This window comes from Phenylobacterium sp. J367 (genome assembly GCF_024699985.1).
Taxonomy (GTDB): Bacteria; Pseudomonadota; Alphaproteobacteria; order Caulobacterales; family Caulobacteraceae; genus Phenylobacterium.
Window position 1 is genome coordinate 3872715 of sequence record NZ_JAJONA010000001.1, and the last position, 24029, is coordinate 3896743.

Here is a 24029-nt window from a genome sequence, read left to right on the forward strand (position 1 = left end):
GTGTTCAGCGGGGCAACTGCCGGGGCGTGGGGAGGTTCCTAGGCGGCGTCCGCGGCGTAGGCCGCCAGCCCGCGCGTCAGGTCGGCGATCAGGTCGTCGGCGTTCTCCAGGCCCACATGCAGCCGGATCAGCGGGCCGCCGTAGTCGCGCTTGAACGTCCGGGTGTGCAGCTGGGGGTCGCAGGAGATCGCCAGGCTCTCGAACCCGCCCCACGAGAATCCCAGGCCAAACAGGGTGAGCGCGTCCAGGAAGGCGTTCACCGCCGCCTCCGGCGCCGGCTTCAGCGCGAAGGCGAAGAGGCCGCAGCCGCCGCGGAAGTCCCGGGCGAAGAGTTCGTGCCCGGGCGCGCCGGGCAGGGCGGGGTGATAGATCTCCGCCACCTCGGGCCGCGCCTTCAACCAGTGCGCCAGCTTCAGGGCGCTGGCCCCGTGCCGCTCCAGGCGGGTCGGCAGGGTCCTGAGGCCCCGGAGCATCTGGTAGGCGTCGTCCTGTGAGACCGCCCAGCCGAGGTGGAGCACGCCCTCGTCGAGCTTCCTGACCAGGGCCGGGTCGCGCGCCGCGGCCGATCCCATGAAGACGTCGGAGTGGCCGCCGACATACTTGGTCAGCGCCTGGATCGAGATGTCCACGCCATGATGCAGCGGCTTGTAGAGATATCCCGCGCCCCAGGTGTTGTCGGACGCCGTCAGGATGCCGCGTTCGCGGGCGAGTTCGGCGACGCGGGACTGATCCACCATCTCGAAGGTCAGCGAGCCGGGGCTCTCCAGCAGGATCAGCCGCACGGCATCCGAGGCGCCCTTCACCAGGGTCTCGGCGTCGAGGTCGGGCGGATAGTAGGTGGTCTTCACCCCGAAACGCTTGAGCACGAGGTCGCAGAACCTTCGCGTCGGCTTGTAGATGGCGTCGCTGACCAGCACCTCGTCGCCGGTCTTCAGCACGGCCAGGAGAGCGCCGGCCATGGCTGCGAGGCCGGAGGGATAGAGCGCGACGCCGACCGCGCCCTCCAGGGTCGCCAGCGCCTCCTGCAGCGCCGCCTGGGCGGCGAGCCCCTGTCGGCCATAGGTGACGTGGTTGTCGTCGTCATAGAGCGCCGCTGCGCTGGGCAGGAGGACGGTCGAGCCCTTCTGGATGGGCGGCCCCACGGTCTTCACCAGCTTGGGCGGCGTGCTTCCGGCGCGGATCAGGCGGGTTTCGTCGTCCATGCGGGGTTGCGGGCCCAGGTTGCGCTGGCGAAAGTGCCTGCGGGCACATAGAGCCCAAGGGTTTCCACGATCAAGGAGCAGGCATGATCAGGCGCCTGGCGGCGACGGCGATGTTCAGCCTCTGCCTGGCGGCGTGCGAACGCCAGCCGGCGCCGCCCGAGCCGGCGAAGGCCGCTCCGAAGGTTCAGACGCCCGCGGCCATCGCCTACACCCCCGCCGTCAGTCCGACGCTCGAGGCGGTGCGCAAGCGCGGCTATGTCGCCTGCGGCGTTCATCCAGGTCTTCCGGGATTTGCCTTCCCGGACGCCCGCGGCGTCTGGCGCGGCTTCGACGTGGACATCTGCCGGGCGGTGGCCGTCGCCACATTGGGCGATGCGGCCAAGGTGCGCTTCATCCCGATCGTCGCCCAGGACCGCTTCAGCGCGCTCCAGAAGGGCCAGATCGACCTCCTGGCGCGCAATACGAGCCTGACCTTCGCCCGCGACGCCGGCCTGGGCCTCGATTTCGCGGCGGTCACCTACTACGACGGCCAGGGCTTCCTCGCCCCGCGGTCGCTCGGCGTGACGAGCGCGGAGGAACTCTCGGGCGCGCGGATCTGCGTCCAGTCGGGTACGGCCAGCGAGGCCAACCTCGCGGACTGGTTCAACAGCCGGGGCCTCCGCTTCCAGCCCGTTATGGCGGCGTCGGAGGAAGACGCGCGGCGTCTGTATCAGGAGGAGGCCTGCGACGTGTTCAGCGCCGACATCTCGGCGCTGGCGGCTTCGCGCTCGGTGCTCAACAACCCGGGGGCGCACGTCATCCTGCCCGAGGTGATCTCCAAGGAGCCTCTCGGCCCCGTGGTGAGGCAGACGGATCCCACGTGGGCCGACATCGTCCGCTGGACGGTCTACGCGACCGTGCTCGCCGAAGAGCTGGGGCTGACCTCCCGCACCGTGGAGGCGGCCCGGGGAGACGGTCACCGACCCGCAGGCGCGGCGCCTGCTCGGCCTCGAAGGCGGCCTGGGCCCGCTGCTCGGCCTGAAGGACGACTGGGCCTACCAGGTCATCAAGCAGGTCGGCGCCTATCACGAGATCTTCCGGCGGGACGTGGGGGGCCGACTCCGCCCTCAACCTCGATCGCGGCCTGAACGCGCTCTGGAACGCTCCGAAGCCCGGCCTGATGTACGCCCCGCCGATGCGCTGAACCATCCGCAGCCCACAGGCGTCACGCGGAGAGCTCGACGGGCTTCCCGCTAGGCTGGACGCTCACGGGCCATTTCGATGAGGGTCGGGCGGAAGCCGGCGGCGGCGAACAGCCGCTGGGCGTCTGCGTTGGCGTGGGCGGTGGAGAGGACGATGCGCGGCGCGCCGGCGTCGAGCAGGGCCGCGGCCATGGCCTCCAGCAGGCGCCGGCCCGTCCCATGGCCACGGTGGTCGGGGTCGACCAGCAGGTCGTGGACCGCGCCACAGGGGCCGCGCAGCGCCAGCCAGTCGAAGTCTTCGAGGGCGCCATAGGCGTAGCCGACCACCCGGCCGGCCTGCTCGGCGACCAGGACGAAGGCGCCTTCGCGCTGGGCCTCGTCCTTCAGGAAGGCCGCATAGCCGCGCTCCGTCTGCGGCGTGGCGGCGATGAAGCGCTGGGGATCGAAGCTGTGGTGTAGGGCGACGAGGGCGGCGCCCAGGCGGCCGAGGGCGGCGGCGTCCTGGGGTGTCGCGCGGCGGATCACAACGTCAGCGGCCATCGCGGCTCAGAGCTCCAGCACCATGGCGCAGCGGTCCTGAGGCCGCGCGCTGCTTCGCCCGCGAGAATGGCGTCGAACTCGGGCGGCGCGTCGTCCCAGAACCGGAATCCGGCCGAGGCGTAGAAGGGTCCATTGAACGGCACGTCGCGGAAGGTCGTCAGGCTCAGTCGCCGGAAGCCGGCCCCGCGCGCGAAGGCGATCACCTCGGCCAACATCCGGCGACCGAGGCCCTTGCCCTGATGGCCCTGGGCGACGGCGAACTCGTCGATATGCAGGCGCTCGCCGTGGGCCGTGGCGCCGAGGAAGGCCTGCACGTGGCCGCCCGCGACCGCGACCCACAGGGTGCCGGCCTCCTGCCGCCCGCTCCAGGCCTCGGGCGGGGTGAACTCGCTGAAGATGCGCTCGGGCACGTCGCGGCCGTGGAAGGATCCCGCGGCGGAGAGCTCCACGGCGGGCAGGGCGGCGAGGTCTTCCGGGCGGGCGGGGCGGATCTCGATGGGTCAGGCTCCGGTGACGACAGGAACGTCCGCCCGTGCGCCCCACTCGGACCACGAACCGTCATAGACCGCCACGTCCTCGCGGCCGAGGCGGGCGAGCGCCAGCGCCAGGGTCGAGGCGGTCACGCCCGAGCCGCAGGTGGTGACGATCGGGCGGGCGAGGTCCACCTGGGCGTCCTCGAACAGGGCGCGCAGCTCGTCGGCGGACTTCAGGGTCCCGTCGGGCCGGACGACGCCGTCGGAGGGCAGGTTGAGCGCGCCCGGCATATGGCCCGACCGCAGGCCCGGCCTGGGCTCGGCGGCCTCGCCGCGGAACCGCGCCGCCGGACGGGCGTCCACCACCTGGGCCTCGCGCCGCTCCAGGAGCTGGCGCACGGCGTCCAGGTCGCGGACCAGGCCGGCGTCGAACGCCGCGTCGAGCTGGCTGGCCGCCGGTGCGGACGGGGTGGTCTCCACCGGCCGGCCCTCGGCGCGCCACTTGGGCAACCCGCCGTCCAGCACGAACACCCTCGGGAACCCCATGGTCCGCAGCGTCCACCAGACCCTGGGCGCCGAGTAGATGCCGTGGGCGTCGTAGACGACGATCGTCGCGTCCCGGCGCAGACCCAGCTCGCCGATCATCTCCGCGAACGCCTCCGGGGTCGGCAGCATGTGCGGCAGGTCGGTCGCCGGATCGCAGACGCCGTTGATGTCGAAGAACACCGCGCCGGGGAGATGACCCGCCGCGTAGCTGTCGCGCCCATGGCCTGCCTGGCCGACCTTCGGCAGGGTGGCGTCGACGACCTGGATAGCCGGATCGCCGACGCGTTCGCCCAGCCAGGCCGTGGAGACGACGGGATCTGTCATGCCAGCCACGTGGGGACCGGCAGGCCCTTCTCGCCGAGGAAGCCCGGGTTGTAGATCTTCGACTGGTAGCGCTGACCGTGGTCGCAGAGGATCGTCACCACGGTGTGGCCGGGACCCAGGTCCTTGGCGAGGCGGATCGCGCCGGCGACGTTGATCCCCGTCGAGCCGCCCATCACCAGGCCCTCGTATTCCACGAGGTCATAGATCGCGTGCAGCATCTCCTCGTCGGAGATCCGGTAGGAGCGGTCGATGGCGAGGCCTTCCAGGTTGGCGGTGATCCGCCCCTGGCCGATGCCCTCGCTGATCGAACTGCCCTCGGCCTTCAGTTCCCCGTCGGTGTAGTAGGCGTGGAGCGCGGCGCCGTGCGGGTCGGCGAGGCCGATCACCACATCCTTCTTCCGCTCGCGCAGGGCCTCGGCGACGCCGGCCAGCGTCCCGCCGGAACCCACCGCGCAGACGAAGCCGTCGACCGTGCCGCCGGTCTGGCGCCAGATCTCCGGACCTGTGCCGGCGACGTGGGCCTGGCGGTTCGCCACGTTGTCGAACTGGTTGGCCCAGACCGCGCCGGCCGGCTCCTTGGCGTCAAGTTCCGCGGCCAAGCGGCCGGAATACTTCACATAGTTGTTCTCATTGGCGTAGGGGACCGCGTCCACCTCGACGAGTTCCGCGCCGTACAGCCGGATGGCGTCCTTCTTCTCCTGGCTCTGGGTGCGCGGGATGACGATGGTGCATCTGTAGCCCAGCGCCTTGCCGACCATGGCGAGCCCGATGCCGGTATTGCCCGCCGTGCCCTCCACGATCCGGCCTCCCGGGCGAAGCAGGCCCTTCGACTCGGCGTCGCGGACGATCCACAGCGCGGCCCGGTCCTTTACCGACTGGCCCGGATTCATGAACTCGGCCTTGGCGAGGATCTCGCAGCCCGTGGCCTCGCTCGCCCGGTTCAGGCGGATGAGCGGCGTGTTTCCGATGGCGTCCAGGACGCTTCTGGCGACTTCCATGATCGCTACTTAAGCGTCGGGGGCCCGCAGGAACAGGGGCCGGCGCGCGAAGCTCTTGTGCCCGCCCGCGCGGCAGGCCACTTAGCCGCCGACCTCCTCTGCAGGGATTGCGAGATGCCCGCTCTGACGCTCGACCGCTGGAACCTCTCGATCGGCGACGGCCATCCGCTGCTGGTGATCGCCGGGCTCAACGTCATCGAGGACCTGGACCTGGCGCTCGCCACCGCGCGCCATCTGAAGGCCGTCTGCGCCGAACTCGGCCTGCCCTATGTGTTCAAGGCGAGCTACGACAAGGCCAACCGCTCCTCGATCAAGAGCTTCCGTGGCCCCGGCCTGCAGAAGGGCCTGGAGATTCTCGCCGAGGTGAAGCGGCAGGTGGACGTGCCGATCGCCACCGACATCCACGCGCCGGAGGAGGCCGCCCCGGTCGCCGCGGTCGCCGACATCGTGCAGATCCCGGCCTTTCTCTGCCGGCAGACCGACCTCGTGGTCACCGCGGCCCGCGCCACCCATGCGGCCGGCGGCTGGCTGCACGTGAAGAAGGGCCAGTTCCTCGCCCCCTGGGACGCGAAGAACATCGTCTCCAAGGTGCAGGAAGCCACCGACGGCGCCGAGTTCACCATCCTCTGCGAGCGCGGCAATTCCTTCGGCTACAACAACCTGATCGTCGACATGCTCGGCATCGGCGAGATGAAGAAGCTCGGCGTCCCCGTCACGATCGACGCCACCCATGCCGTCCAGCTCCCCGGCGCCGACCCGCGGACCGGCGGCGCCTCGACCGGCGGACGGCGCGAAGGCGTGGCGGTGATCGCCAAGGCCGCCGTGGCGTCCGGCGCCGACGGTGTCTTCCTGGAATTCCACCCGGATCCGGACAAGGCGCTGTGCGACGGCCCGAGCTGCCTGCCCCTGGATGGCGCCAAGGACCTGCTCGCCACGCTCAAGGCCCTGCACGCCGTGGTGAACGGCTGAGCCGCGGGTTGACCCCGCCGCCGACGCGCCGCACAGGCTAGTGACCATGGATCTCTCAGCGCTCCAGCATCTCCTGGGTGACGCGGCGGGCCGCCGGGTCGTCTGCGTCGGCGACGTGATGATCGACCGCTTCGTGTACGGCGAGGTAAGCCGGATCTCCCCCGAAGCGCCGATCCCCGTCCTGGCCCGCAAGCGCGAGACCGTCATGCTTGGGGCCGCCGGCAACGTGGCCCGCAACGTCGCCGCGCTCGGGGGGACGGTCGCCCTGGTCGGCCTGATCGGCAGCGACCTGAGGGCCACGAGGCCATGAGCCTCGTGGGCGCCGAAAGCGGCATCGAGGGCTATCTCGTCACCGACACCGGACGGCCCACGACCCTGAAGGTCCGCTACGTGTCCGGCCAGCAGCAGCTTCTGCGCGTCGACCTGGAGGAGAGCCGCCCGGTCACCGGCGACTGTGAGCAGCGCCTGGTCCGCACGGTCCGCGACGCCATCGATGGGGCAGGGGTCATCCTCCTGTCCGACTACGGCAAGGGCGTGGTGACCGACGCCCTGATCGCCGCCTGCCTCGAGGCTGCGAAGGCGACCGGGGCCAAGGTGGTCGTGGACTCCAAGGCCCGCTCCTTCGCCCGCTACGGCGCCGTCGATCTGATCAAGCCGAACGCCCTCGAGCTTGCCCACGCGACCGACCTGCCCACCGGCACGGACGCCGAGGTCGAGGCGGCGCTGGCCCGCGCCCTGGAACTCTGGGACGCCAAGGGCGTCCTGGTCACCCGCGCGGCCAAGGGCATCACGCTGGCGCTCCGGGGTCAGCCGGTGCGCCACTTCCCGACCGTGTCCCGCGAAGTGTTCGACGTTTCGGGCGCCGGCGACACCACCATCGCCGCCCTGGGTCTCGCCCTGGCCGCCGGGGCCACCCTCGACGAGGCCATCGGCTTCGCCCAGCTCGCCGCCGGCGTGGCCGTCGGCAAGGTCGGCACCGCCACCGTCAGCCCCGAGGAACTGGTCGAGGCCGCGATCACCGCCCACCTGGCCCCGGCCGAGGCGAAGGTCGCCACGCTCCAGCGCCTCTCCGACGAGGTCGCCCGCTGGCGCGCCAAGGGCCTGCGCGTCGGGTTCACCAACGGCTGCTTCGACATCCTGCACAAGGGCCACGTGGCCTACCTCGGCCAGGCCCGGACCTGGTGCGACCGCCTGGTCGTCGGCCTGAACTCCGACGCCTCGGTCCGGGCGCTGAAGGGGGAGGGACGCCCGGTCAACGACCTGGAAAGCCGCGCCCTCGTGCTCGCCGGCCTCGGCAGCGTCGACCTAGTGGTGCCCTTCGACGAGGACACCCCGCTCAGGCTGATCGAGGCCGCCCGGCCCGACGTCCTGATCAAGGGCGCCGACTACACCGAGGCCGAGGTGGTGGGCGCCAGGGAGGTCCGGTCCTGGGGCGGCGAGGTGAAGCTGGCCGAGATCGTCGAGGGCTATTCGACCACCGCCGCCATCCGCCGGATGAGCCGAAAGGAAGAGGCATGACCCGTCGCATCGCCTTCGTCACCGGCGGGGCCGGCTTCATCGGCTCGAACATCGTCGCCCGCCTGGCCGAGGACCCGACGCTCGACGTGGTGGTCTGCGACCGCTTGCGAGAGGCCGAACTCGGCAAGTGGCGCAACATCGCCAAGCACCCGATCGGCGACTTCGTGGCGCCCGAGGCCATGTTCGACTGGCTGGAGAAGCGGTGGCGGGACGTGGAGCTGGTCGTCCACATGGCCGCGGTCTCGTCGACGACGGAGCCGGACGCCGACAAGATCATCCATTCGAACTTCACCCTCAGCCGCGACCTGTTCCGCTGGTGTGCGGACCGCCAGCGCCGCTTCGTCTATGCGTCCTCGGCGGCGACCTATGGGTCCGGCGAGCAGGGGTTCGACGACGACAACAGCTATGAGGCGCTGACCGCACTCCGCCCGCTCAACACCTACGGCTGGTCGAAGGCGCTGTTCGACCTCTTCGCGGCGCGCCAGGCGGCCCGGGACTACGCCCCGCCGCAGTGGGTGGGGCTGAAGTTCTTCAACGTCTACGGGCCCAACGAGGAGCACAAGCACTCGATGAAGTCCGTGGCCTCGCAGATCTGGCCGAAGGTGCGCGAGGGCCATGCCGTCCAGCTCTTCAAGAGCTACCGCAAGGACGTCCCGGACGGCGGCCAGACCCGCGACTTCGTCTATGTGCGCGACGCCGCCGACGTCTCGCGCTGGCTCTACGAGAACCCGCAGGTGAACGGCATCTACAACCTCGGCAGCGGCAAGGCCCGCACCTTCGAGGAGATGGCCCGCCAGGTCTTCGAGGCGGCCGGCCGCAACGCCGAGATCGAGTACACGCCCATGCCGCCGGCGATCCGCGACAAGTACCAGTACTTCACCGAGGCGAAGATGGACCGGCTGTTCCAGGCCGGCTACCCGAAGCCGATGACGACGCTGGAGGACGGGATCGGCGACTACGTGCGGGGCTACCTCTCCCAGCCCGACCCTTACCGCTAGGCGATGGACGGGCCGCTGCCGCGCCGGACCCGGTGGCTCGCCGCCTTCGTCCTCGGGGTGGCGGTCGTCCTGGCCATCGCGACCGGCGTCTTCTGGGAGGATCTCCGGCGCACCGCGCTCGATCCCAAGGTGCCGTTCCAAACCTACGACCCGCCGCCGGCCCCGAACTATGGCGTCGGCGCCGCCTGGTGGCTGATGCCGACCCGTCCCGAGGCGCCGGGCGCCGCCGATCCGGCCGTCGACGTCTTCTTCGTCTCGCCGACGGTCTATGACGGCGGCGAGGACTGGAACGCCCCCATCGACGACGCGGACTCAGCCGACCTGTTCGTGCGTCGGATGGCGCCCAACTACGTCGGCCCCTTCGTCCGGGTCGGCCGCATCTTCGCGCCCCGCTACCGCCAGGCCAGCCTGTACAGCCTGCTGACGCTCCGCGAAGACGCCCGCGAGGCCCGACGGTTCGCCTATGGCGACGTGTCCCAGGCCTTCCGCACCTACGTGGCCCGGTACAACAGGGGCCGACCCTTCATCATCGTCGGGGTGGAGCAGGGCGGCACGCTCGCCGCCCGCCTCCTGAGGGAGGAGGTGGCGCTCGATCCGGAGCTCCGGAGCCGCCTCGTGGCCGCCTACCTGCCCGAGACGATCGTCCCGGCCGACGCGCCGCCGATCCCGCCCTGCGAAGGGCCGGGCCAGACCGGCTGCCTCGCCGCCTGGGCCAGCATCAACACCGCCGAGTTCGAACGCGCCCAGGTCCTCCTCGACCGTGCGCTCGTCTGGACCCCCGGCGGCGACCTGGAGAACCTGAAGGGCCGCCGGCCGCTCTGCTTCAACCCGATCCTCAGCGCGACGACCGACGAGCCGGCGCCCGCACGGCTCCACCGCGGCGCGGCCAACGCCACGGACCTGGAGTGGGGCGCGCGGCCGGCCTTCATGGCCCGCCAGGTCTCGGCCAGCTGCGAGGGCGGAGTGCTCCGCGTCTCCGCGCCCCGGTCCTCCGCCCTGAAGCGCACCGGAAGCTGGGCCGAGCGGCGCAAGGTCCCGGGCTACAACCTCTTCTACGCGGACCTCGAGGCCGACGCGGAAGGCCGGGCGGACGCCTTCCTCCACCGATAGGGCTTGGCCGCGGCCTGCGTTCAGGCTTCCCTGTCGACAACCAGAGGGAGGCCGCCATGTCCGACGTCAATCGCCAGATCCTGCTCGCCGAGCTGCCGCAGGGACACCTGTCGCCGGATCATTTCCGCCTCACCGAGGGCGCGCGGCCGACGCCCGGGCCGGGCGAGGCCCTGCTCCGCACCCGCTACATCTCGCTGGACGCCGCCAACCGCGCCTGGATGCAGGGCGCCACCTACCGCTCGGCCCTGAAGGCCGGCGACGTCATGGCCGGCGGCGCCCTGGCGGAGGTGGTGGAGGCGGACGGCGGCGGGCTCGAACCCGGCGACCTCGTCTCCGCCGACACCGGCTGGCAGGACTATGCGGTCCTGCCGACCAAGCGGCTGGCGAAGCTGCCGAAGCTCGAGCCGATGACCCACCTGCTCAGCGTCTACGGCGTGGCCGGGCTGACCGCCTACTTCGGCCTGCTGGAATGCGGGAAGCCCAAGGCCGGCGAGACCGTCGTCGTCTCCGCCGCGGCGGGCTCCGTCGGCTCCATCGTCGGCCAGATCGCCAAGATCCAGGGCTGCCGCGTGGTGGGCATCGCCGGCGGCGAGGCCAAGGGCCGCTGGCTGATCGACGAGCTCGGCTTCGATGCGGTGGCCGACTACAAGGCCGGCAACCTCCGGGCTCAGCTCAAGGAGCACGCGCCGGGCGGCATCGACGTCTATTTCGACAACGTCGGCGGCGACATCTTCGAGACCTGCCTGTTCTCGATGAACAACTTCGGCCGCATCGCCTGCTGCGGCGCGCTGTCCTCCTACGACGGCGCGCCGCCGGCGCACGGTCCGCGCGGCGTGCCCGGCCTGATCGTCACGCGGCGCCTGACGCTCCGCGGCTTCGTGGTCATGGACTTCGACGACCAGCGGGAGAAGGCGCTCGCCGATCTCCAGCGCTGGGTCGCCGAGGGGAAGCTGAAGGTCCAGGAGGACGTCATCGACGGCCTGGAGAACCTGCCGGCCGCCCTCGTCGGCCTGCTGGCCGGCGAGAACCGCGGCAAGCGGATGGTGAAGGTCCGCTAGAAGTCGAACTCCGGCCGCACTTCGATCGCGGCGTACTTCGCCATCGGGATGTCCGCGGCCAGCCGAATGGCCTCCTCCATGTCGGCGGCGTCCAGGAAGATGAAGCCGACGAGCACCTCCTTCGTCTCGGCGAACGGCCCGTCGAGCAGGGTCCCGCGGCGCACGGTGCGGGCCGTCCGCGTCGGCTGGAGCGCCGAGGCGGCGATGAAGTGGCCCCGGCGCGCCAGCTCCCTGTCATAGGCCAGGGAGTCCCGGTCGAGCCGCTCGCGTTCCTCGGCCGTCAGGCGGTCGAGGCCGCCCGGCTCCATGTAGACGAGACAGAGGTGTTTCATCCGGGATCTCCAGCCGATGGGCCCTTGGAAGACGGCCGTCCGACGTGCAGGCCGACAAATCAGCCGGCGGTCTTCAGTGCCATGTTGGCCTTCCAGTCGAAAAGCTCCTGCAACACCTGCAGGGCCTGGCCGCGCGGCGAGGCGAGGGCAGGGTCGCGGTCCATGATCATCCGGGCGTCGTCGCCGGCGGCGGCGATCAGGTCGCGGTGCACGATGGGGTCGACGAAGACATAGGCCGGGAAGCCGGACTGGCGCAGGCCCAGCGCGTCGCCGCCGCCGCGCAGCTCCAGGTCGGTCTCGGCGATCAGGAAGCCGTCGTCGGTGCGCCGCAGGATATCGAGCCGCTTCTGGGCGGTCTCCGAGAGCGGGGCGTCGTAGAGCAGGACGCAGGCGCTCTCCCGCCGGCCCCGTCCGACCCGTCCGCGGAGCTGGTGGAGCTGGGCCAGGCCGAACCGCTCGGAATGCTCGATCACCATGATGGTGGCGTTGGGCACATTGACGCCGACCTCCACCACAGTGGTCGCCACGAGCACCGTGAGCTTGCCGTCGGCGAAGTCGGCCATCACGGCGTCCTTGGCCTGGGGCGTCATCTTGCCGTGGACCAGGCCGACGCCCGGGCCGATGCGCTCGCGAAGCTCGGCGGCGCGGACCTCGGCGGCCTTCAGGTCGATGATCTCGGACTCCGAGACGAGCGGGCAGATCCAGAAGGCCTGGGCGCCGCCGGCCACCGCCTCGCGCAGGCGCGCCTCCACCTCCTCGATCCGGGCCGACGGCACGGCGCGGGTGGCGACGGGCGTCCGGCCCGGGGGCTTCTCGTCGATGCGGCTGACGTCGAGGTCGCCGAACACGGTCAGCTCCAGGGTGCGCGGGATCGGGGTCGCCGACATGGCCAGAAGGTGGACGGCCTCGCCCTTGGCCTGCAGGCGTTGGCGTTCCGCCACGCCGAAACGGTGCTGCTCGTCGATCACCGCCATCTGCAGCCGATGGAAGGCCACGTCGTCCTGGAACAGCGCGTGGGTCCCCACCGCCACCTGGACAGCGCCCGACGCCAGCGCCCTGAGCTTCTCCGCTCGCGCCGCGCCCTTGTCGCGTCCGGTCAGCAGGATCACGCCGATGCCGTGGTCCGAGAGCGGGGCTGCGATCGTTTCGTAGTGCTGGCGCGCCAGGATCTCGGTCGGGGCCATCAGCGCGGCCTGGCCGCCGCCCGCCGCCACATCGGCCATGGCGCACATGGCGACCACGGTCTTGCCGGAGCCCACGTCGCCCTGGATCAGGCGGCTCATCCGCTCGCCCGCCACCAGGTCTCGGCGGATGTCCGCCAGGGCGCGCTCCTGGGCTCCGGTGAAGGCGAAGGGCAGGTCGGCGCGGATGTCGTCGGCCGTCCGGCTGGCCTCGATCCGCGCGCCAGGCTCCCGGCGGCGCTCGGCGCGCCGCTGGGCCATGGCGAGCTGGTGGGCCAGCAGCTCGTCGAAGGCCAGCCGTCGCATGTGCGGGGCGAGGGGAGAGAGGTCGGCCTCGCCCTCCGGGGCGTGCAGTCGCGCCAGCGCGGCCCGCCAGGCGGGAAACCGCTCCCGGGCGAGCCAGGCCGCATCCTGCCATTCCGGCAGCTCGGGCGCGCGCTCCAGCGCCTCCAGCACGAAGGTCCGCACCCGGCGCGCGGGCAGGCCCTCGGTCGCCGGGTAGATCGGCTCCAGCTCGGGGATCTCGTCGGCCTTGCCGGGCTCGACCATGTAGTCGGGGTGGACCATCTGGCGGCCGAACTTCTGGTCCTCGACCTTGCCGGAGATGATCCGCTTGGCGCCCACCGGGTGCCGTTTCTCCAGGCCGTCGCCGAACCGGCCGAAGAAGACGAGGGTCATGTAGCCGGTGGGATCGGAGACCCGCATCCGCCAGGGCTGGGCGTTCGACCGCGGCCGCTCGTGGGCCTCGACCGTCACCTCGAAGGTCATGATCTGACCGTCCAGCGCCGCCGACAGGACCGCCGGGGTCCTGAGCACGATCGAATGCAGCCTCAGGAACAGGACATCGCGGACGATCGGACCCGCGAGCCGCTCAAGCAGGGGCGCGACGCGCGGCCCCACGCCCTTGAGCGAGGTCACGGGGGCATAGAGCGGAAATAGAATCTCCGGCCGCATGAAACGAGCATACCTGACTGGCGCCGACGCAAGGCGCGCTCTATATGCGCGGACTTCTCATGACCACCGATGATGCACGGCTCAAGAAGCTGAAGTTCCGCGCCTGGCGCAGGGGCTTCCGGGAAGCGGACCTCATCCTGGGGCCGTTCGCGGACAACCATGTCCACACCATGGACGAAGGCGAGCTCGACTGGTTCGAGCGCCTGCTGGAGACGCCCGATCAGGACCTCTATGCCTGGATCATCGGGACGCTGCCGACGCCGCCCGAGTACGACACCGAGATCATGAACCGGATCAAGGCGTTCCGGTTCGAACTTAACGACCTTCGCGGGGACGATCGTGGCGGCTGACGGTACGCGCGGCGCCCTCGGCCGCCCAGCTCCGCCGCGTGGCGGACGATCCCGGCCGGCTGGACCTCGTCGGCGCGCCCGAGGGCTTCGACGCCATGGTCCTGGCCGACGTGGTCCGGGCCCGGAAGGGCCTGACCGTGTTCGTGGCTCGGGACGCGGCCCGCATCTCGGCCTTCACCGACGCCTTCCGCTTCTTCGCCGAAACCGTCGAGATCCTGACCTTCCCGGCCTGGGACTGCCTGCCCTACGACCGGATCGGTCCGTCGGCGGCGGTCTCCGCCCAGCGGATGACGACCCTGTCGCGGCTGGCCGCCGGCCTCGACCCGAAGGTCCCGACCCTGCTCGTCACCTCGGCGCCGGCGCTGATCCAGGGCGTGCCGCCGAAGACCATCGTCCAGCGCGCCGGCTACTCGGCCCGGACCGGCAACAGCGTCGTGATCGACGATCTCGAGCGCTACTTCGCCATCAACGGCTACCAGCGGGCCTCCACCGTCTCCGAGCGCGGCGAGTTCGCCATCCGTGGCGGCGTCATCGACGTCTTCCCGCCGTCGGCGGAGGAGCCGGTGCGGCTCGACCTGTTCGGCGACACGCTCGAGAGCATCCGGGCCTTCGATCCGGAAACCCAGCGGTCCACCCGGCAGCTCAAGGAGGTGAGCCTCCTGCCGGTGAACGAAGCCCTGCTGGACAAGGACGCCATCAGCCGGTTCCGCACCGGCTATCTGGAGACCTTCGGGCGCCCCGGGCGACGATCCGCTCTACGCGGCGATCTCCGAGGGCGGCCGCCGGGCGGGCATGGAGCACTACCTTCCGCTGTTCTACCCGGACATGGCGACGCTCTTCGACTATCTGCCGCCCGACAGCCTGGTCGCCCTCGACCATCTGGCCCGGGAGGCGCGCGAGGAGCGTATGGCGCTCATCGCCGACGCCTACGACGCCCGCTCACAGACCGAGCGGAAGATCCACTACCATCCGCTGGAGCCGAGCCGGCTCTACCTCGACGACGCGGAGTGGGCCGAGAGCCTGGCGGTCCGCCCGACGCGCCGGTTCTCCGCCTTCCAGGAAGCCGAGGGCGAGGTCGTCATCGACATGGGCGCGCGGACGGGGCGCAGTTTCGCCGCCGAGCGGAAGATGGACTCGGTCAACCTCTTCGAGGCGACCGCCGACCACGCCCGGACGCTGGCGTCCGAGGGGAAGCGGGTGCTCTTCGCCTCCTGGTCCGAGGGCTCCTCCGACCGGCTCGGCTCCATGCTCGCCGACCACGGCCTGAAGGACGTCCCCTTCGCCGCCTACTGGGACCAGGCCAAGGCCGGCGATCCGGAAGCGGCCCCAGCGGGTGGTCCTGCCGCTAGACGCGGGCTTCGAGACCGACGCCCTGGCGGTCATCTCCGAGACCGACATCCTGGGCGACCGGCTGGCGCGGCCGAAACGCCGCCGCCGTGCGTCCAACTTCCTGGCGGAAGCCGCGTCCCTGACGCCCGGCGACCTCGTGGTGCACATCGACCACGGGATCGGGCGCTACGAGGGCCTGAAGACCCTCGACGTGCAGGGCGCGCCTCACGACACGCTGGAGCTGCAGTACGGCGGTGAGGCCAAGCTCTACCTGCCGGTCGAGAACATCGACCTCCTGACGCGGTACGGCGCGGACAGCGAGGGCGTGCAGCTCGACAAGCTGGGCGGCGCGGCCTGGCAAGGCCGGCGCGCGCGGGCCAAGGAGCGCCTGCGCGAGATGGCCGAGGGCCTGATCCGCATCGCCGCCGAGCGCGCCACCAAGCACACCGAGGCGGTCGACCCGCCGCACGGCGTCTTCGAGGAGTTCTGCGCCCGCTTCCCCTACGAGGAAACGGACGACCAGCTGCACGCCATCGGCGACGTGCTGGCGGACCTCTCGGCCGGCAGGCCCATGGATCGGCTGATCTGCGGCGACGTGGGGTTCGGCAAGACCGAGGTGGCGCTCCGCGCCGCCTTCGTCGTCGCCATGAGCGGCCAGCAGGTGGCGATCGTCGCGCCCACGACCCTGCTCGCCCGTCAGCACTTCAAGACCTTCTCCGAGCGGTTCGAGGGCTGGCCGGTGAAGGTCCGCCGCCTGTCGCGCCTGGTCCCGGCCAGGGGAGGCCGCCGAGACCCGCGAGGGGCTGAAGAAGGGCGAGGTGGAGATCATCGTCGGCACCCACGCGGTGCTGTCGAAGCAGGTCGAGTTCAAGAACCTCGGCCTCGTCATCGTCGACGAGGAGCAGCATTTCGGGGTGAAGCACAAGGAGAAGCTCAAGGAGCTTCGCGCCGACGTGCACATGCTGACGCTCACCGCGACGCCGATCCCGCGGACCCTGCAGATGTCGCTCTCCGGCATCCGCGAGATGTCGATCATCGCCACCCCGCCGGTCGATCGCCTGGCGGTCCGGACCTACATCACGCCCTGGGACCCGGTGGTCATCCGCGAGGCCCTGCTGCGCGAGAAGTACCGCGGCGGCCAGGCCTATTACGTCGCCCCGCGCATCGCCGACCTGCCGGAGCTGCAGCGCTACCTGCGCGAACAGGTGCCCGAGGTGAAGTTCGTGGTCGGCCACGGCCAGATGGCCCCGACCCAGCTCGAGGAGGTGATGACCGCCTTCTACGACGGCCAGTACGATGTGCTGCTGTCGACCACCATCGTGGAGAGCGGCCTCGACATCCCGACCGCCAACACCCTGATCATCCACCGGGCCGACATGTTCGGCCTGGCCCAGCTCTATCAGCTGCGCGGCCGCGTCGGCCGGGCGAAGAGCCGCGCCTACGCCTACATGACCACGCCCGCCGAGAAGCAGATCACGCTCTCGGCCGAGAAGCGGCTGAAGGTCCTGCAGTCGCTCGACAGCCTGGGCGCGGGCTTCCAGCTCGCCAGCCACGACCTCGATATCCGCGGCGGCGGCAACCTGCTGGGCGAGGAGCAGTCGGGCCACATCAAGGAGATCGGCGTCGAGCTCTACCAGCAGATGCTGGAGGACGCGGTCAACGAACTGAAGACCCGGGCCGGCGCCGAGGGGCTCGACCTCGACCGGGGCTGGTCGCCGCAGATCAACACGGGCGCGGCCGTGCTCATCCCCGAGGAGTACGTCCCGGACCTCAACGTCCGACTGGCCATGTACCGACGCCTGTCCGACGCCGAGAAGGTCGAGGACCGCGAGGCGCTCGCCGCCGAGCTGATCGACCGGTTCGGTCCGCTGCCGCCGGAAGCCGGACAGCTCCTGAAGGTCGTGGCCATCAAGGGCCTCTGCCGCCAGGCGCACGTCTCGAAGATCGACGTCGGCCCGAAGGGCGCGGTCGTGACCTTCCGGGGCGACCAGCCGAAGAACCCGGCGGCGCTGCTGCAATTCCTGGCCCGGAACCAGGTCGCCTGGAAGCTGCGCCCGGATCACAAGATCGTCGTGAAGGGCGAGTGGGCTACCCCCGAGCAGCGCCTGAACGCGGCCGAGAAGATTCTCAGCGAGCTGGCGAAGCTGTCGGCCTAGCCGGCGGCCGGCCTGGGCGCCCGCGAGAACCTTGCGCCCGCGCCGGGAGCTGGATCAGCTCGCCTTGCGGCCGTGGGCCTCGGAGGCGGCTTCCTCCAGCGCCCGGGCCACCGTCTCCGGCGAACCCACCTGGGCCACGCCGATGTCGAAGTCGACCACGAACGGCGGCTTGCCGTCGCCGGCCTCGAAGGCGGTGCAGCCGATCACCGCGCTGATCCGCTCCCCGGCGGCGCGGGCCGCCGCAAGCGGCGTGGCGGGGAGGGCGAGGGCGAACACCTCGGGCGCAAGCCGCGCGGCGGTGTCTTCCACCCGGACGAGGCGGCCGATCATCGAGCCGATCTGCGGCACGGCGCGGTCCAGCCAGCCGTTGGCGCGGGCGGCCGTCACCTCGGGCTTCTCGGCCACCTTGAGCACGCAGACGCTGAGCGGCCGGTTGCGCACCCGCGACGCCTGGGCCAGCCGCGCCAGGTGGGCGGCGAACAGGTCGCGGGTGAAGAGGCCGGTGGCGGCGTCCATGAGGCCGGAGCTTCGCGCCTGCTCCAGCGACTGGCGCACGGCCACGCCCCGGCGATAGCTGCGCGCCAGCTCGACGATCCGCTTGGCCGTCTCCCCCTCGGGCGTCTCCGGGGAGGCCACGTCGGAGATGCCCCGGTGATAGGCCTCCGAGATGGTCACCGCCGCCTCGCGCTTCATGTAGAGCAGGGCGGGCGTGTGGTAGAGCCGCGTGTTCCGGCGCAGGCCGGCGGCGATCGACATGGCCTCCTGCGGGGTCTCGCCCGCCCAGAGCACCACGGCGTCGAAGGTGCGCTCGTGCAGGTAGTCGAAGGCGGTGTAGGCGGTGAAGGCGCCGACCACGTCCGCGCCGTTGGCCTTCAGCGCATTGGCGAGCGCCAGGAACTGCGGCGCCGGCTCGCCGATCGCCAGGACGCGGAACGGCGTCAGGTCGGCGGCGGGCAGATCCATGGTGCGCCCGCGCTCGGCGAAGGTCTCCTGCCGGAGCTCGAACTCCTCTTCGGACACCGCGACGCGGACCAGGCTCTCCAGCCGCATGGCCGCTTGGGCCGGGTGCAGCGGCGCCGCCACCGTCAGGTCGAAGCCATGGGTGTAGAGCGAGGGGTCCGGGTCGCCGATGGCGACGACCGGCAGCCGGCGCGGGGCGCAGGCCGCCTTCAGGCGCATGGCGAGCAGCAGGAAGTCCTCGCCGCCGCGCAGGTCGATGATCGCCGCCTCGATCTGGAGGTCGGTGAGGCTGGCGATGGCCGCATAGGGGCCGCGCGCGGTGACCGTGCGCCAGCCGAGGCGGTCGAGACCGTCGGCGAGCGTGCCCGCGAGCGCGTCGTCGCGCGCTACGATCAGGACCCGCGCCTGGACGCCTGCCGCCATATCCCCCATTCCCTGACGATACCCTGCCACGTGCTAAGCACGGAATCGCGGCGGGGCGAATAGGAACAATAGCCTTGCTCGCATGAGGTGCGGCAGCGGCGGTGAGTCGCGGGGGAGGAGAAATCCGATGGGTAGCCTGACCGGCCAGGTGGCGATCGTGACCGGCGCGTCCGGAGGACTGGGCGAGCACTTCGCCCGGCTGCTGGCCGCCGAGGGCGCCGCGGTCGCGGTCACGGCCCGGCGCGTCGAGAAGGTCCAGGCCCTGGCCGACGAGATCAACGCCGGCGGGGGCCGGGCGATGGCGCTGCGGCTGGACGTGGCCGACGCCCTGTCCATCGGGCCAGCGTTCGACGCCGTGGAAGCCGACCTGGGTCCCCTGAACATTCTTGTGAACAACGCGGGCGTCGGCGGCGAGGGCCTGGCGCTCGATCTCTCCATCGAGGACTTCGACCAGACCTTCGCCGTGAACGTGCGGGGGCTGTTCTTCGCGGCCCAGGCCGCCGCCAGGCGGATGATCGCCTCCGGCGCCGGCGAGCGCGGCGAGGCGCGCATCCTCAACATCGCCTCGATCGCCAGCCACACCGTGCTGCCCGGACTCTCGGCCTACTGCGGCTCCAAGTCGGCGGCGGCCATGCTGACCAAGAGCCTGGCGCGGGAGTGGGCGAGGCGCGGGATCGCGGTCAACGCGCTCTGCCCCGGCTACATCGAGACCGACATCAACGCCGACTGGTGGCCGACCGAAGGCGGCCAGAAGCAGCTCAAGGCCTTCCCGCGCCGCCGGCTGATGCACGCCTCGGACCTCGACGCCGCCGTCCTGATGCTGGTGGGGCCCGCGTCCCGGGCGATCACCGGCTCGATCGTCACGGTCGACGACGGCCAGTCGCTGCCGGGCGGCCGCTGACAGGGTTGGCTCACCGAAGGGCAGGATGCTTGGATGCCGGCATAATCAGGGAGTGACGCCATGGGCCAGGGACCGCTTTCGGGTCTGAAGATCATCGAGTTCGCCGGCATCGGCCCGGGGCCCTTCTGCGGCATGCTGCTCTCGGACCTCGGCGCCGACGTGGTGCGGATCGACCGCAAGGGCGCAGGCCGGGGCGGCGCGCCCTCCGATGTCACCTCCCGCGGCCGGCGTTCGGTGGCGCTGGACCTGAAGAGCCCGGCGGCCGTCGAGGCCTGCCTGAAGCTGATGGAAGCCGCCGACGGCGTCATCGAGGGCTTCCGGCCGGGCGTCATGGAGCGCCTGGGCCTCGGTCCCGACGTGGCGCTCGCCCGCAATCCGAAGCTCGTCTACGGCCGGATGACCGGCTGGGGCCAGACCGGGCCCTACGCCAGCGCCGCCGGCCACGACATGAACTACATCGCCATCACCGGCGCCCTGCACGCCATCGGCACGAAGGACAAGCCGGTGCCGCCGCTGAACCTGGTGGGCGACTTCGGGGGGCGGGGCGCTCTACCTGGCCTTCGGCCTGCTGGCCGGGGTGATCCAGGCCCGCGCCACCGGCCAGGGTCAGGTGGTCGACTGCGCCATGAGCGACGGCGCGGCCTCGCTGATGGCCATGTTCTACGGCTTCAAGGGCGCCGGCATGTGGCAGGAGGAGCGGCGCGCCAACCTGCTCGACGGCGGGGCGCACTTCTACGACACCTACCAGTGCTCGGACGGCAAGTGGGTGTCGATCGGCTCCATCGAGCCGCAGTTCTACGCTCTGCTGCTGGAGAAGACCGGCATCCAGGACCCGGCGTTCGCCGCCCAGATGGACCGCAAGGCCTGGCCGGAGCTGCGCGACAAGCTCGCCGCCGTGATCGCGACGAAGACCCGCGACGAGTGGACCGCGATCATGGGCGCAACGGATGTCTGCTTCGCCCCGGTGCTCGACCTGGACGAGGCCCCGAAGCACGAGCACAACGTCGCGCGCCAGACCTTCGTCGAGGTGGCCGGCGTCGTGCAGCCGGCCCGCGCCCCGGTTCTCGGCCACGCCCGGCGCCATCCAGGGGCCGCCTCCGGCCATCGGCGCCCATGACCGCGAGGCGCTCCTCGAGTGGGGTTTCACCGGCCCCGACATCGACAAACTGGCCGACGCCGGCGCCATCGCCGACACCCGGGTTTCCTGAAAGGTCCATTCAGCTTGGGTTCAGCCAGCAAACCCTAGAACTGATCCCAGGTTGGCCGTCGCGCTCTCCCGTCCCTCGAAGCGGCGACCGACCTGATGGAACGACACGCCCATCGGCGGCGCGCCACCCCTTAACCCGGTGGCGCGCCGTTTCCATTTCGGCCCCCCGCGGCCGCCGCGGCGCCAATCCCCTTGCCAGACTCTCCCCGCTTCTCCAGCTTCCGCCCGGATGAGGCCCCGCCGCGCCCTCGAGCGTCTCCGAACCCTGAACTGGGATCCCGTGCAGTGGCTTCGCGTCGGCCTGGTGATCCTCGGCAAGGCGCTGGCCCGCCTCTGGGGCCGGGACGTCATGCTTTACACGGGCGGCGTCTCGTTCTTCGTCATGCTGGCGATCTTCCCGGCGCTCGCCATCGGAATGGGGCTCTACAGCCTGCTCTCCGACCCGGCGCAGGCGGCGGCCCAGGGTGAGGCCGTCGCGCGGCTGATGCCGGACGCGGCCCGGCTGATCTTCCAGGGCGAGCTCCTGCGCCTGTCGCATGCGCCGCTCGGCGCGGTCTCCGTCCAGAGCGGCGTCGCCCTGGTGGTCGGCGGCTATGCCGCGCACCGGGGCTTCAAGGCCCTGCTGGCAGGCCTCTCCTTCATCCACGACGAGGACGAGCCGCGCGGCTTCGTGGGCTTCAACCTGCTGGCGCTGGCGGTGCTGCTGGCCACCTTCGTGGGCCTGGGCGTGCTGTCGGTGGTCTTCTTCGGCTTCCGGATCCTCGGCGAGACCTTCGAGCTCCGGCCGCTGCGCGGCGTGCCCTGGCTCTACAGCGAGTGGACCTGGGCCAGCGCCGGCATGACGGCCAGCCTGGCGCTGATCTACCGCTGGGCGATGTCGCGGCGGCCGGTGGACTGGCGGGCGTCGGTCCTGGGCGGCGGCGTCGCCGCGGCGCTCTGCATCTTCGCGTCCTGGGCGCTCGGCTTCTACGTGGAGCAGATCGCCCACCTGGGGGCCACCTACGGCTCGGTCGCCACCGTGGTGATCTTCCTGATCTGGCTGTCCTGGAACGTGAACGCGGTATTCTTCGGCGGCGCGCTGGCCACTGAGGTGGAGATCGCCGTCGACGCCTACCGCGCCGATCAGCCCTAGGGCTTCACCACCAGGAAGCTGAGCGTCGGGCCGTCCTCGCCGCGCTCGGCGATCGCGCAGCCGATCTCGCCTGCGAAATGCGGGACGTCGATCCGCGCCAGGGGATCGTCCGCCAGCAGGCGCACCCGGGCCCCGGACGGCGCATCCTCCAGGGCGCGGCGCAGGCGCAGCGTCGGAACGGGACAGCGGTGGCCCCGCGCGTCGACGAGGATCTCGTTTGCGACCATGCCGGGCGCATACAACGACGCCTCCATGAACCCAAGCTCGGCCTTCATGCGTTGTGGCCGAACTCAGGGACGGGACCAGGATTTCAGGACATGGACTCCCAGCGCCGGGTCTTCCAGACCGACGTGCCGGCCAGGCTCGACCGCCTGCCGTGGAGCCGATTCCACTGGCTCGTCGTGGTCGCGCTGGGCGTGACGTGGATCCTCGACGGGCTCGAGGTGACGCTGGTCGGCTCGCTGTCGCCGGCCATCTCCGGCGCCGACGGCCTCAACCTCAGCGCACAGCAGGTGGGCATGGCGGGCAGCGCCTACATCCTGGGCGCAGTGATCGGGGCCCTGGTGTTCGGCCGGCTGACCGACACCTTCGGCCGCCGCCGGCTCTTCACCATCACCGTGCTCGTCTACCTGCTGGCGACGATCGCGACGGGGTTCTCGTGGGACTTCTGGTCCTTCCTCTTGTTCCGCTTCATCACGGGGGCCGGCATCGGCGGCGAGTACGGGGCGGTGAACTCGGCGATCCAGGAACTGATCCCCGCCCGCCGCCGCGGCTACACCGACCTCGCGATCAACGGCACCTTCTGGATCGGCGCGGCGATCGGCGCCATGGGCTCGATCGTCGTCCTGGATCCGGAGATCATCGACCAGAGCCTGGGATGGCGGCTGGCCTTCGTGATCGGCGGCCTGCTGGCCCTGATCGTCATCTGGATCCGCCGCTACATCCCGGAAAGTCCCCGCTGGCTGATGACCCACGGACGGCCCGACGAGGCCGAGGCCATCGTCCGCGACATCGAACGGCAGGTCGAACGCCACGTGGCCCTGCCGGCGATGCTCGCCCCGCTCCCGACGATCACGCTCTTCCACCGCGGCCGTACGAGCTGGCGCGAGCTCGGCGTCGCTCTGTTCCGGACCTATCCGAAGCGGACGGTCCTGGGTCTCGTGCTGATGGCCACCCAGGCCTTCTGCTACAACGCGATCTTCTTCACCTACGCCCTGATCCTCACCCGCTTCTACGACATCCCGGCGAAGAACATCGGCTGGTTCATGCTGCCGTTCGCGCTGGGCAATGTGATGGGGCCGCTGCTGCTCGGCCGGCTGTTCGACAGCGTGGGCCGCAAGCCGATGATCGCCTCGACCTACGGCCTGGCGGGCGCGCTCCTGTGCATTTCCGGCTGGCTGTTCGCGCAAGGGGCGCTGACCGCCGAAACCCAGACCCTGGCCTGGACGGCGATCTTCTTCTTCGCCTCGGCCGGCGCCAGCGCGGCCTATCTGACGGTGGGCGAACTCTTCCCGCTGGAGCTCCGGGCGCTGACCATCTCGCTGTTCTACGCCATCGGCACCCTGCTGGGCGGCGTCGCGGGCCCCTGGCTGTTCGGGGCTCTGATCGACACCGGCGAGCGCTCGCAGATCCTCGCCGGCTACCTGCTGGGCGGCGGGCTGATGCTGACGGCGGCGGTCGTGACCCTGGTCCTGGGCGTCAAGGCCGAGCGCAAGCCGCTCGAGGCGCTGGCAGCGCCGCTGTCGCAGCACCGCGACTAGAGCATTCTCCGCCGAAGCGGAGGCCGGTTCGGCGTAGAAAATGTCCTAAATTCAAAGGGTCTTGAGCGAAATCCGATCCTATCGAAGCCGATTTCGCTCTAGGCGGTCCGCTTCATCGGCCAGGCGTGCCGCTGGGCCTTCACCACGTTCCACCCCTCCCGGGTCAGAACGAAGGCGTGGGGCGAGCCGCGCCAGCCGTTCATCACGGCGGCGGTTCCGGCCCGCTGCAGCAGGCGCCGGCCGCAGAGCCTCAGGCACAGGCCCAGCATCACCGGGTCGCGCTCCACCAGCGGCGTCTGCAGCGCCATCATCAGGACGTCGCGTTCGTCGGGGGTCAGAGCGTGGCCGTGTTCCATATTGCCCCTAACGCCGACCCGCGTTCTGCGTTGCGCGGCTCGGCGATTCCGCCCGCCGGGCCTTCACAATC

General features: G+C 71.0%; 19 protein-coding genes and 3 pseudogenes. 12 read left to right on the forward strand and 10 right to left on the reverse strand.

The genetic code is table 11. From position 1 onward, the window contains the following. Positions 1 to 38: 38 nt before the first annotated feature. Entirely contained in the window at positions 39 to 1202 is a 1164-nt protein-coding gene (gene metC / locus LRS04_RS20675; protein WP_257817949.1) for a cystathionine beta-lyase, read from the reverse strand. An 83-nt stretch (positions 1203 to 1285) separates the two neighbouring features. Between metC and LRS04_RS20680 the strand changes: the two genes are divergently transcribed. Next, the gene (locus LRS04_RS20680; protein WP_257817950.1) at positions 1286 to 2329 is read left to right on the forward strand and encodes an amino acid ABC transporter substrate-binding protein; all 1044 of its coding nucleotides are present in this window, start codon (positions 1286 to 1288) and stop codon (positions 2327 to 2329) included. A 105-nt stretch (positions 2330 to 2434) separates the two neighbouring features. Here LRS04_RS20680 and LRS04_RS20685 read toward each other — a convergent pair whose 3' ends face one another. The 4 genes from LRS04_RS20685 to LRS04_RS20700 are packed head-to-tail and all read right to left on the reverse strand — an operon-like array spanning position 2435 to position 5264. Further along, positions 2435 to 2923: a GNAT family N-acetyltransferase gene (locus LRS04_RS20685; protein ID WP_257817952.1), complete on the reverse strand. Its 489-nt coding sequence runs from the start codon at positions 2921 to 2923 to the stop codon at positions 2435 to 2437. Then, positions 2905 to 3372 (reverse strand): GNAT family N-acetyltransferase, encoded by a 468-nt coding sequence (locus tag LRS04_RS20690; RefSeq protein ID WP_257817953.1) that lies wholly within the window; start codon positions 3370 to 3372, stop codon positions 2905 to 2907. The genes LRS04_RS20685 and LRS04_RS20690 overlap by 19 nt, the downstream gene beginning before the upstream one ends. 51 nt (positions 3373 to 3423) lie before the next feature. Next, positions 3424 to 4266, reverse strand: coding sequence for a 3-mercaptopyruvate sulfurtransferase (gene sseA, locus LRS04_RS20695; RefSeq protein WP_257817956.1), 843 nt, complete (start codon positions 4264 to 4266; stop codon positions 3424 to 3426). Then, positions 4263 to 5264 (reverse strand): cysteine synthase A, encoded by a 1002-nt coding sequence (locus LRS04_RS20700; RefSeq protein ID WP_257817958.1) that lies wholly within the window; start codon positions 5262 to 5264, stop codon positions 4263 to 4265. Before LRS04_RS20700 ends, sseA begins: the two co-directional genes overlap by 4 nt. Before the next feature lie 114 nt (positions 5265 to 5378). On the opposite strand from LRS04_RS20700, the gene kdsA reads away from it, so the two are divergent. From kdsA to LRS04_RS20725, 5 genes and pseudogenes are all read left to right on the forward strand, one after another. After that, complete coding sequence (gene kdsA / locus LRS04_RS20705) at positions 5379 to 6233, forward strand: 3-deoxy-8-phosphooctulonate synthase (protein ID WP_257817959.1); 855 nt, start codon at positions 5379 to 5381, stop codon at positions 6231 to 6233. A gap of 46 nt (positions 6234 to 6279) precedes the next feature. After that, positions 6280 to 7751: pseudogene (gene rfaE2, locus LRS04_RS20710) on the forward strand (D-glycero-beta-D-manno-heptose 1-phosphate adenylyltransferase). Then, positions 7748 to 8749, forward strand: a complete 1002-nt coding sequence (gene rfaD / locus LRS04_RS20715; protein WP_257817960.1) for an ADP-glyceromanno-heptose 6-epimerase — start codon at positions 7748 to 7750, stop codon at positions 8747 to 8749. Before rfaE2 ends, rfaD begins: the two are co-directional and overlap by 4 nt. 3 nt (positions 8750 to 8752) lie before the next feature. Further along, entirely contained in the window at positions 8753 to 9859 is a 1107-nt protein-coding gene (locus LRS04_RS20720) for a DUF3089 domain-containing protein (protein WP_257817962.1), read from the forward strand. 56 nt (positions 9860 to 9915) lie between these two features. Then, positions 9916 to 10917: an NADP-dependent oxidoreductase gene (locus LRS04_RS20725; RefSeq protein WP_257817963.1), complete on the forward strand. Its 1002-nt coding sequence runs from the start codon at positions 9916 to 9918 to the stop codon at positions 10915 to 10917. Here LRS04_RS20725 and LRS04_RS20730 read toward each other — a convergent pair. Both LRS04_RS20730 and recG read right to left on the reverse strand, forming a co-directional pair. Continuing rightward, positions 10914 to 11249 (reverse strand): YciI family protein, encoded by a 336-nt coding sequence (locus LRS04_RS20730; RefSeq protein ID WP_257817965.1) that lies wholly within the window; start codon positions 11247 to 11249, stop codon positions 10914 to 10916. The genes LRS04_RS20725 and LRS04_RS20730 overlap by 4 nt on opposite strands. 59 nt (positions 11250 to 11308) lie before the next feature. Further along, on the reverse strand, positions 11309 to 13384 hold the full coding sequence (gene recG, locus LRS04_RS20735) for an ATP-dependent DNA helicase RecG (RefSeq protein ID WP_257817966.1): 2076 nt from the start codon (positions 13382 to 13384) through the stop codon (positions 11309 to 11311). A gap of 44 nt (positions 13385 to 13428) precedes the next feature. Between recG and LRS04_RS20740 the strand changes: the two genes are divergently transcribed. Then, positions 13429 to 13734, forward strand: coding sequence for a succinate dehydrogenase assembly factor 2 (locus LRS04_RS20740; protein WP_257817968.1), 306 nt, complete (start codon positions 13429 to 13431; stop codon positions 13732 to 13734). Between the two features lie 38 nt (positions 13735 to 13772). Next, positions 13773 to 17219, forward strand: a pseudogene (gene mfd / locus LRS04_RS20745) (transcription-repair coupling factor). A gap of 54 nt (positions 17220 to 17273) precedes the next feature. Here the strand turns inward: mfd and LRS04_RS20750 are convergent. Beyond that, positions 17274 to 18602, reverse strand: coding sequence for a diguanylate cyclase domain-containing protein (locus LRS04_RS20750; protein ID WP_257817970.1), 1329 nt, complete (start codon positions 18600 to 18602; stop codon positions 17274 to 17276). A gap of 127 nt (positions 18603 to 18729) precedes the next feature. On the opposite strand from LRS04_RS20750, the gene LRS04_RS20755 reads away from it, so the two are divergent. From LRS04_RS20755 to LRS04_RS20765, 3 genes and pseudogenes are all read left to right on the forward strand, one after another. Next, positions 18730 to 19503 (forward strand): SDR family NAD(P)-dependent oxidoreductase, encoded by a 774-nt coding sequence (locus LRS04_RS20755; RefSeq protein ID WP_257817972.1) that lies wholly within the window; start codon positions 18730 to 18732, stop codon positions 19501 to 19503. Between the two features lie 60 nt (positions 19504 to 19563). Further along, positions 19564 to 20711, forward strand: a pseudogene (locus tag LRS04_RS20760) (CaiB/BaiF CoA transferase family protein). 279 nt (positions 20712 to 20990) lie between these two features. After that, positions 20991 to 21842, forward strand: a complete 852-nt coding sequence (locus LRS04_RS20765) for a YihY/virulence factor BrkB family protein (RefSeq protein WP_257817974.1) — start codon at positions 20991 to 20993, stop codon at positions 21840 to 21842. Here the strand turns inward: LRS04_RS20765 and LRS04_RS20770 are convergent. Beyond that, entirely contained in the window at positions 21839 to 22069 is a 231-nt protein-coding gene (locus tag LRS04_RS20770) for a sulfurtransferase TusA family protein (RefSeq protein WP_257819211.1), read from the reverse strand. The genes LRS04_RS20765 and LRS04_RS20770 overlap by 4 nt on opposite strands. 90 nt (positions 22070 to 22159) lie before the next feature. On the opposite strand from LRS04_RS20770, the gene LRS04_RS20775 reads away from it, so the two are divergent. After that, the gene (locus LRS04_RS20775; RefSeq protein WP_257817976.1) at positions 22160 to 23602 is read left to right on the forward strand and encodes an MFS transporter; all 1443 of its coding nucleotides are present in this window, start codon (positions 22160 to 22162) and stop codon (positions 23600 to 23602) included. 98 nt (positions 23603 to 23700) lie between these two features. Here LRS04_RS20775 and LRS04_RS20780 read toward each other — a convergent pair whose 3' ends face one another. Next, positions 23701 to 23958 (reverse strand): hypothetical protein, encoded by a 258-nt coding sequence (locus LRS04_RS20780; RefSeq protein ID WP_257817978.1) that lies wholly within the window; start codon positions 23956 to 23958, stop codon positions 23701 to 23703. Positions 23959 to 24029 lie beyond the last annotated feature (71 nt).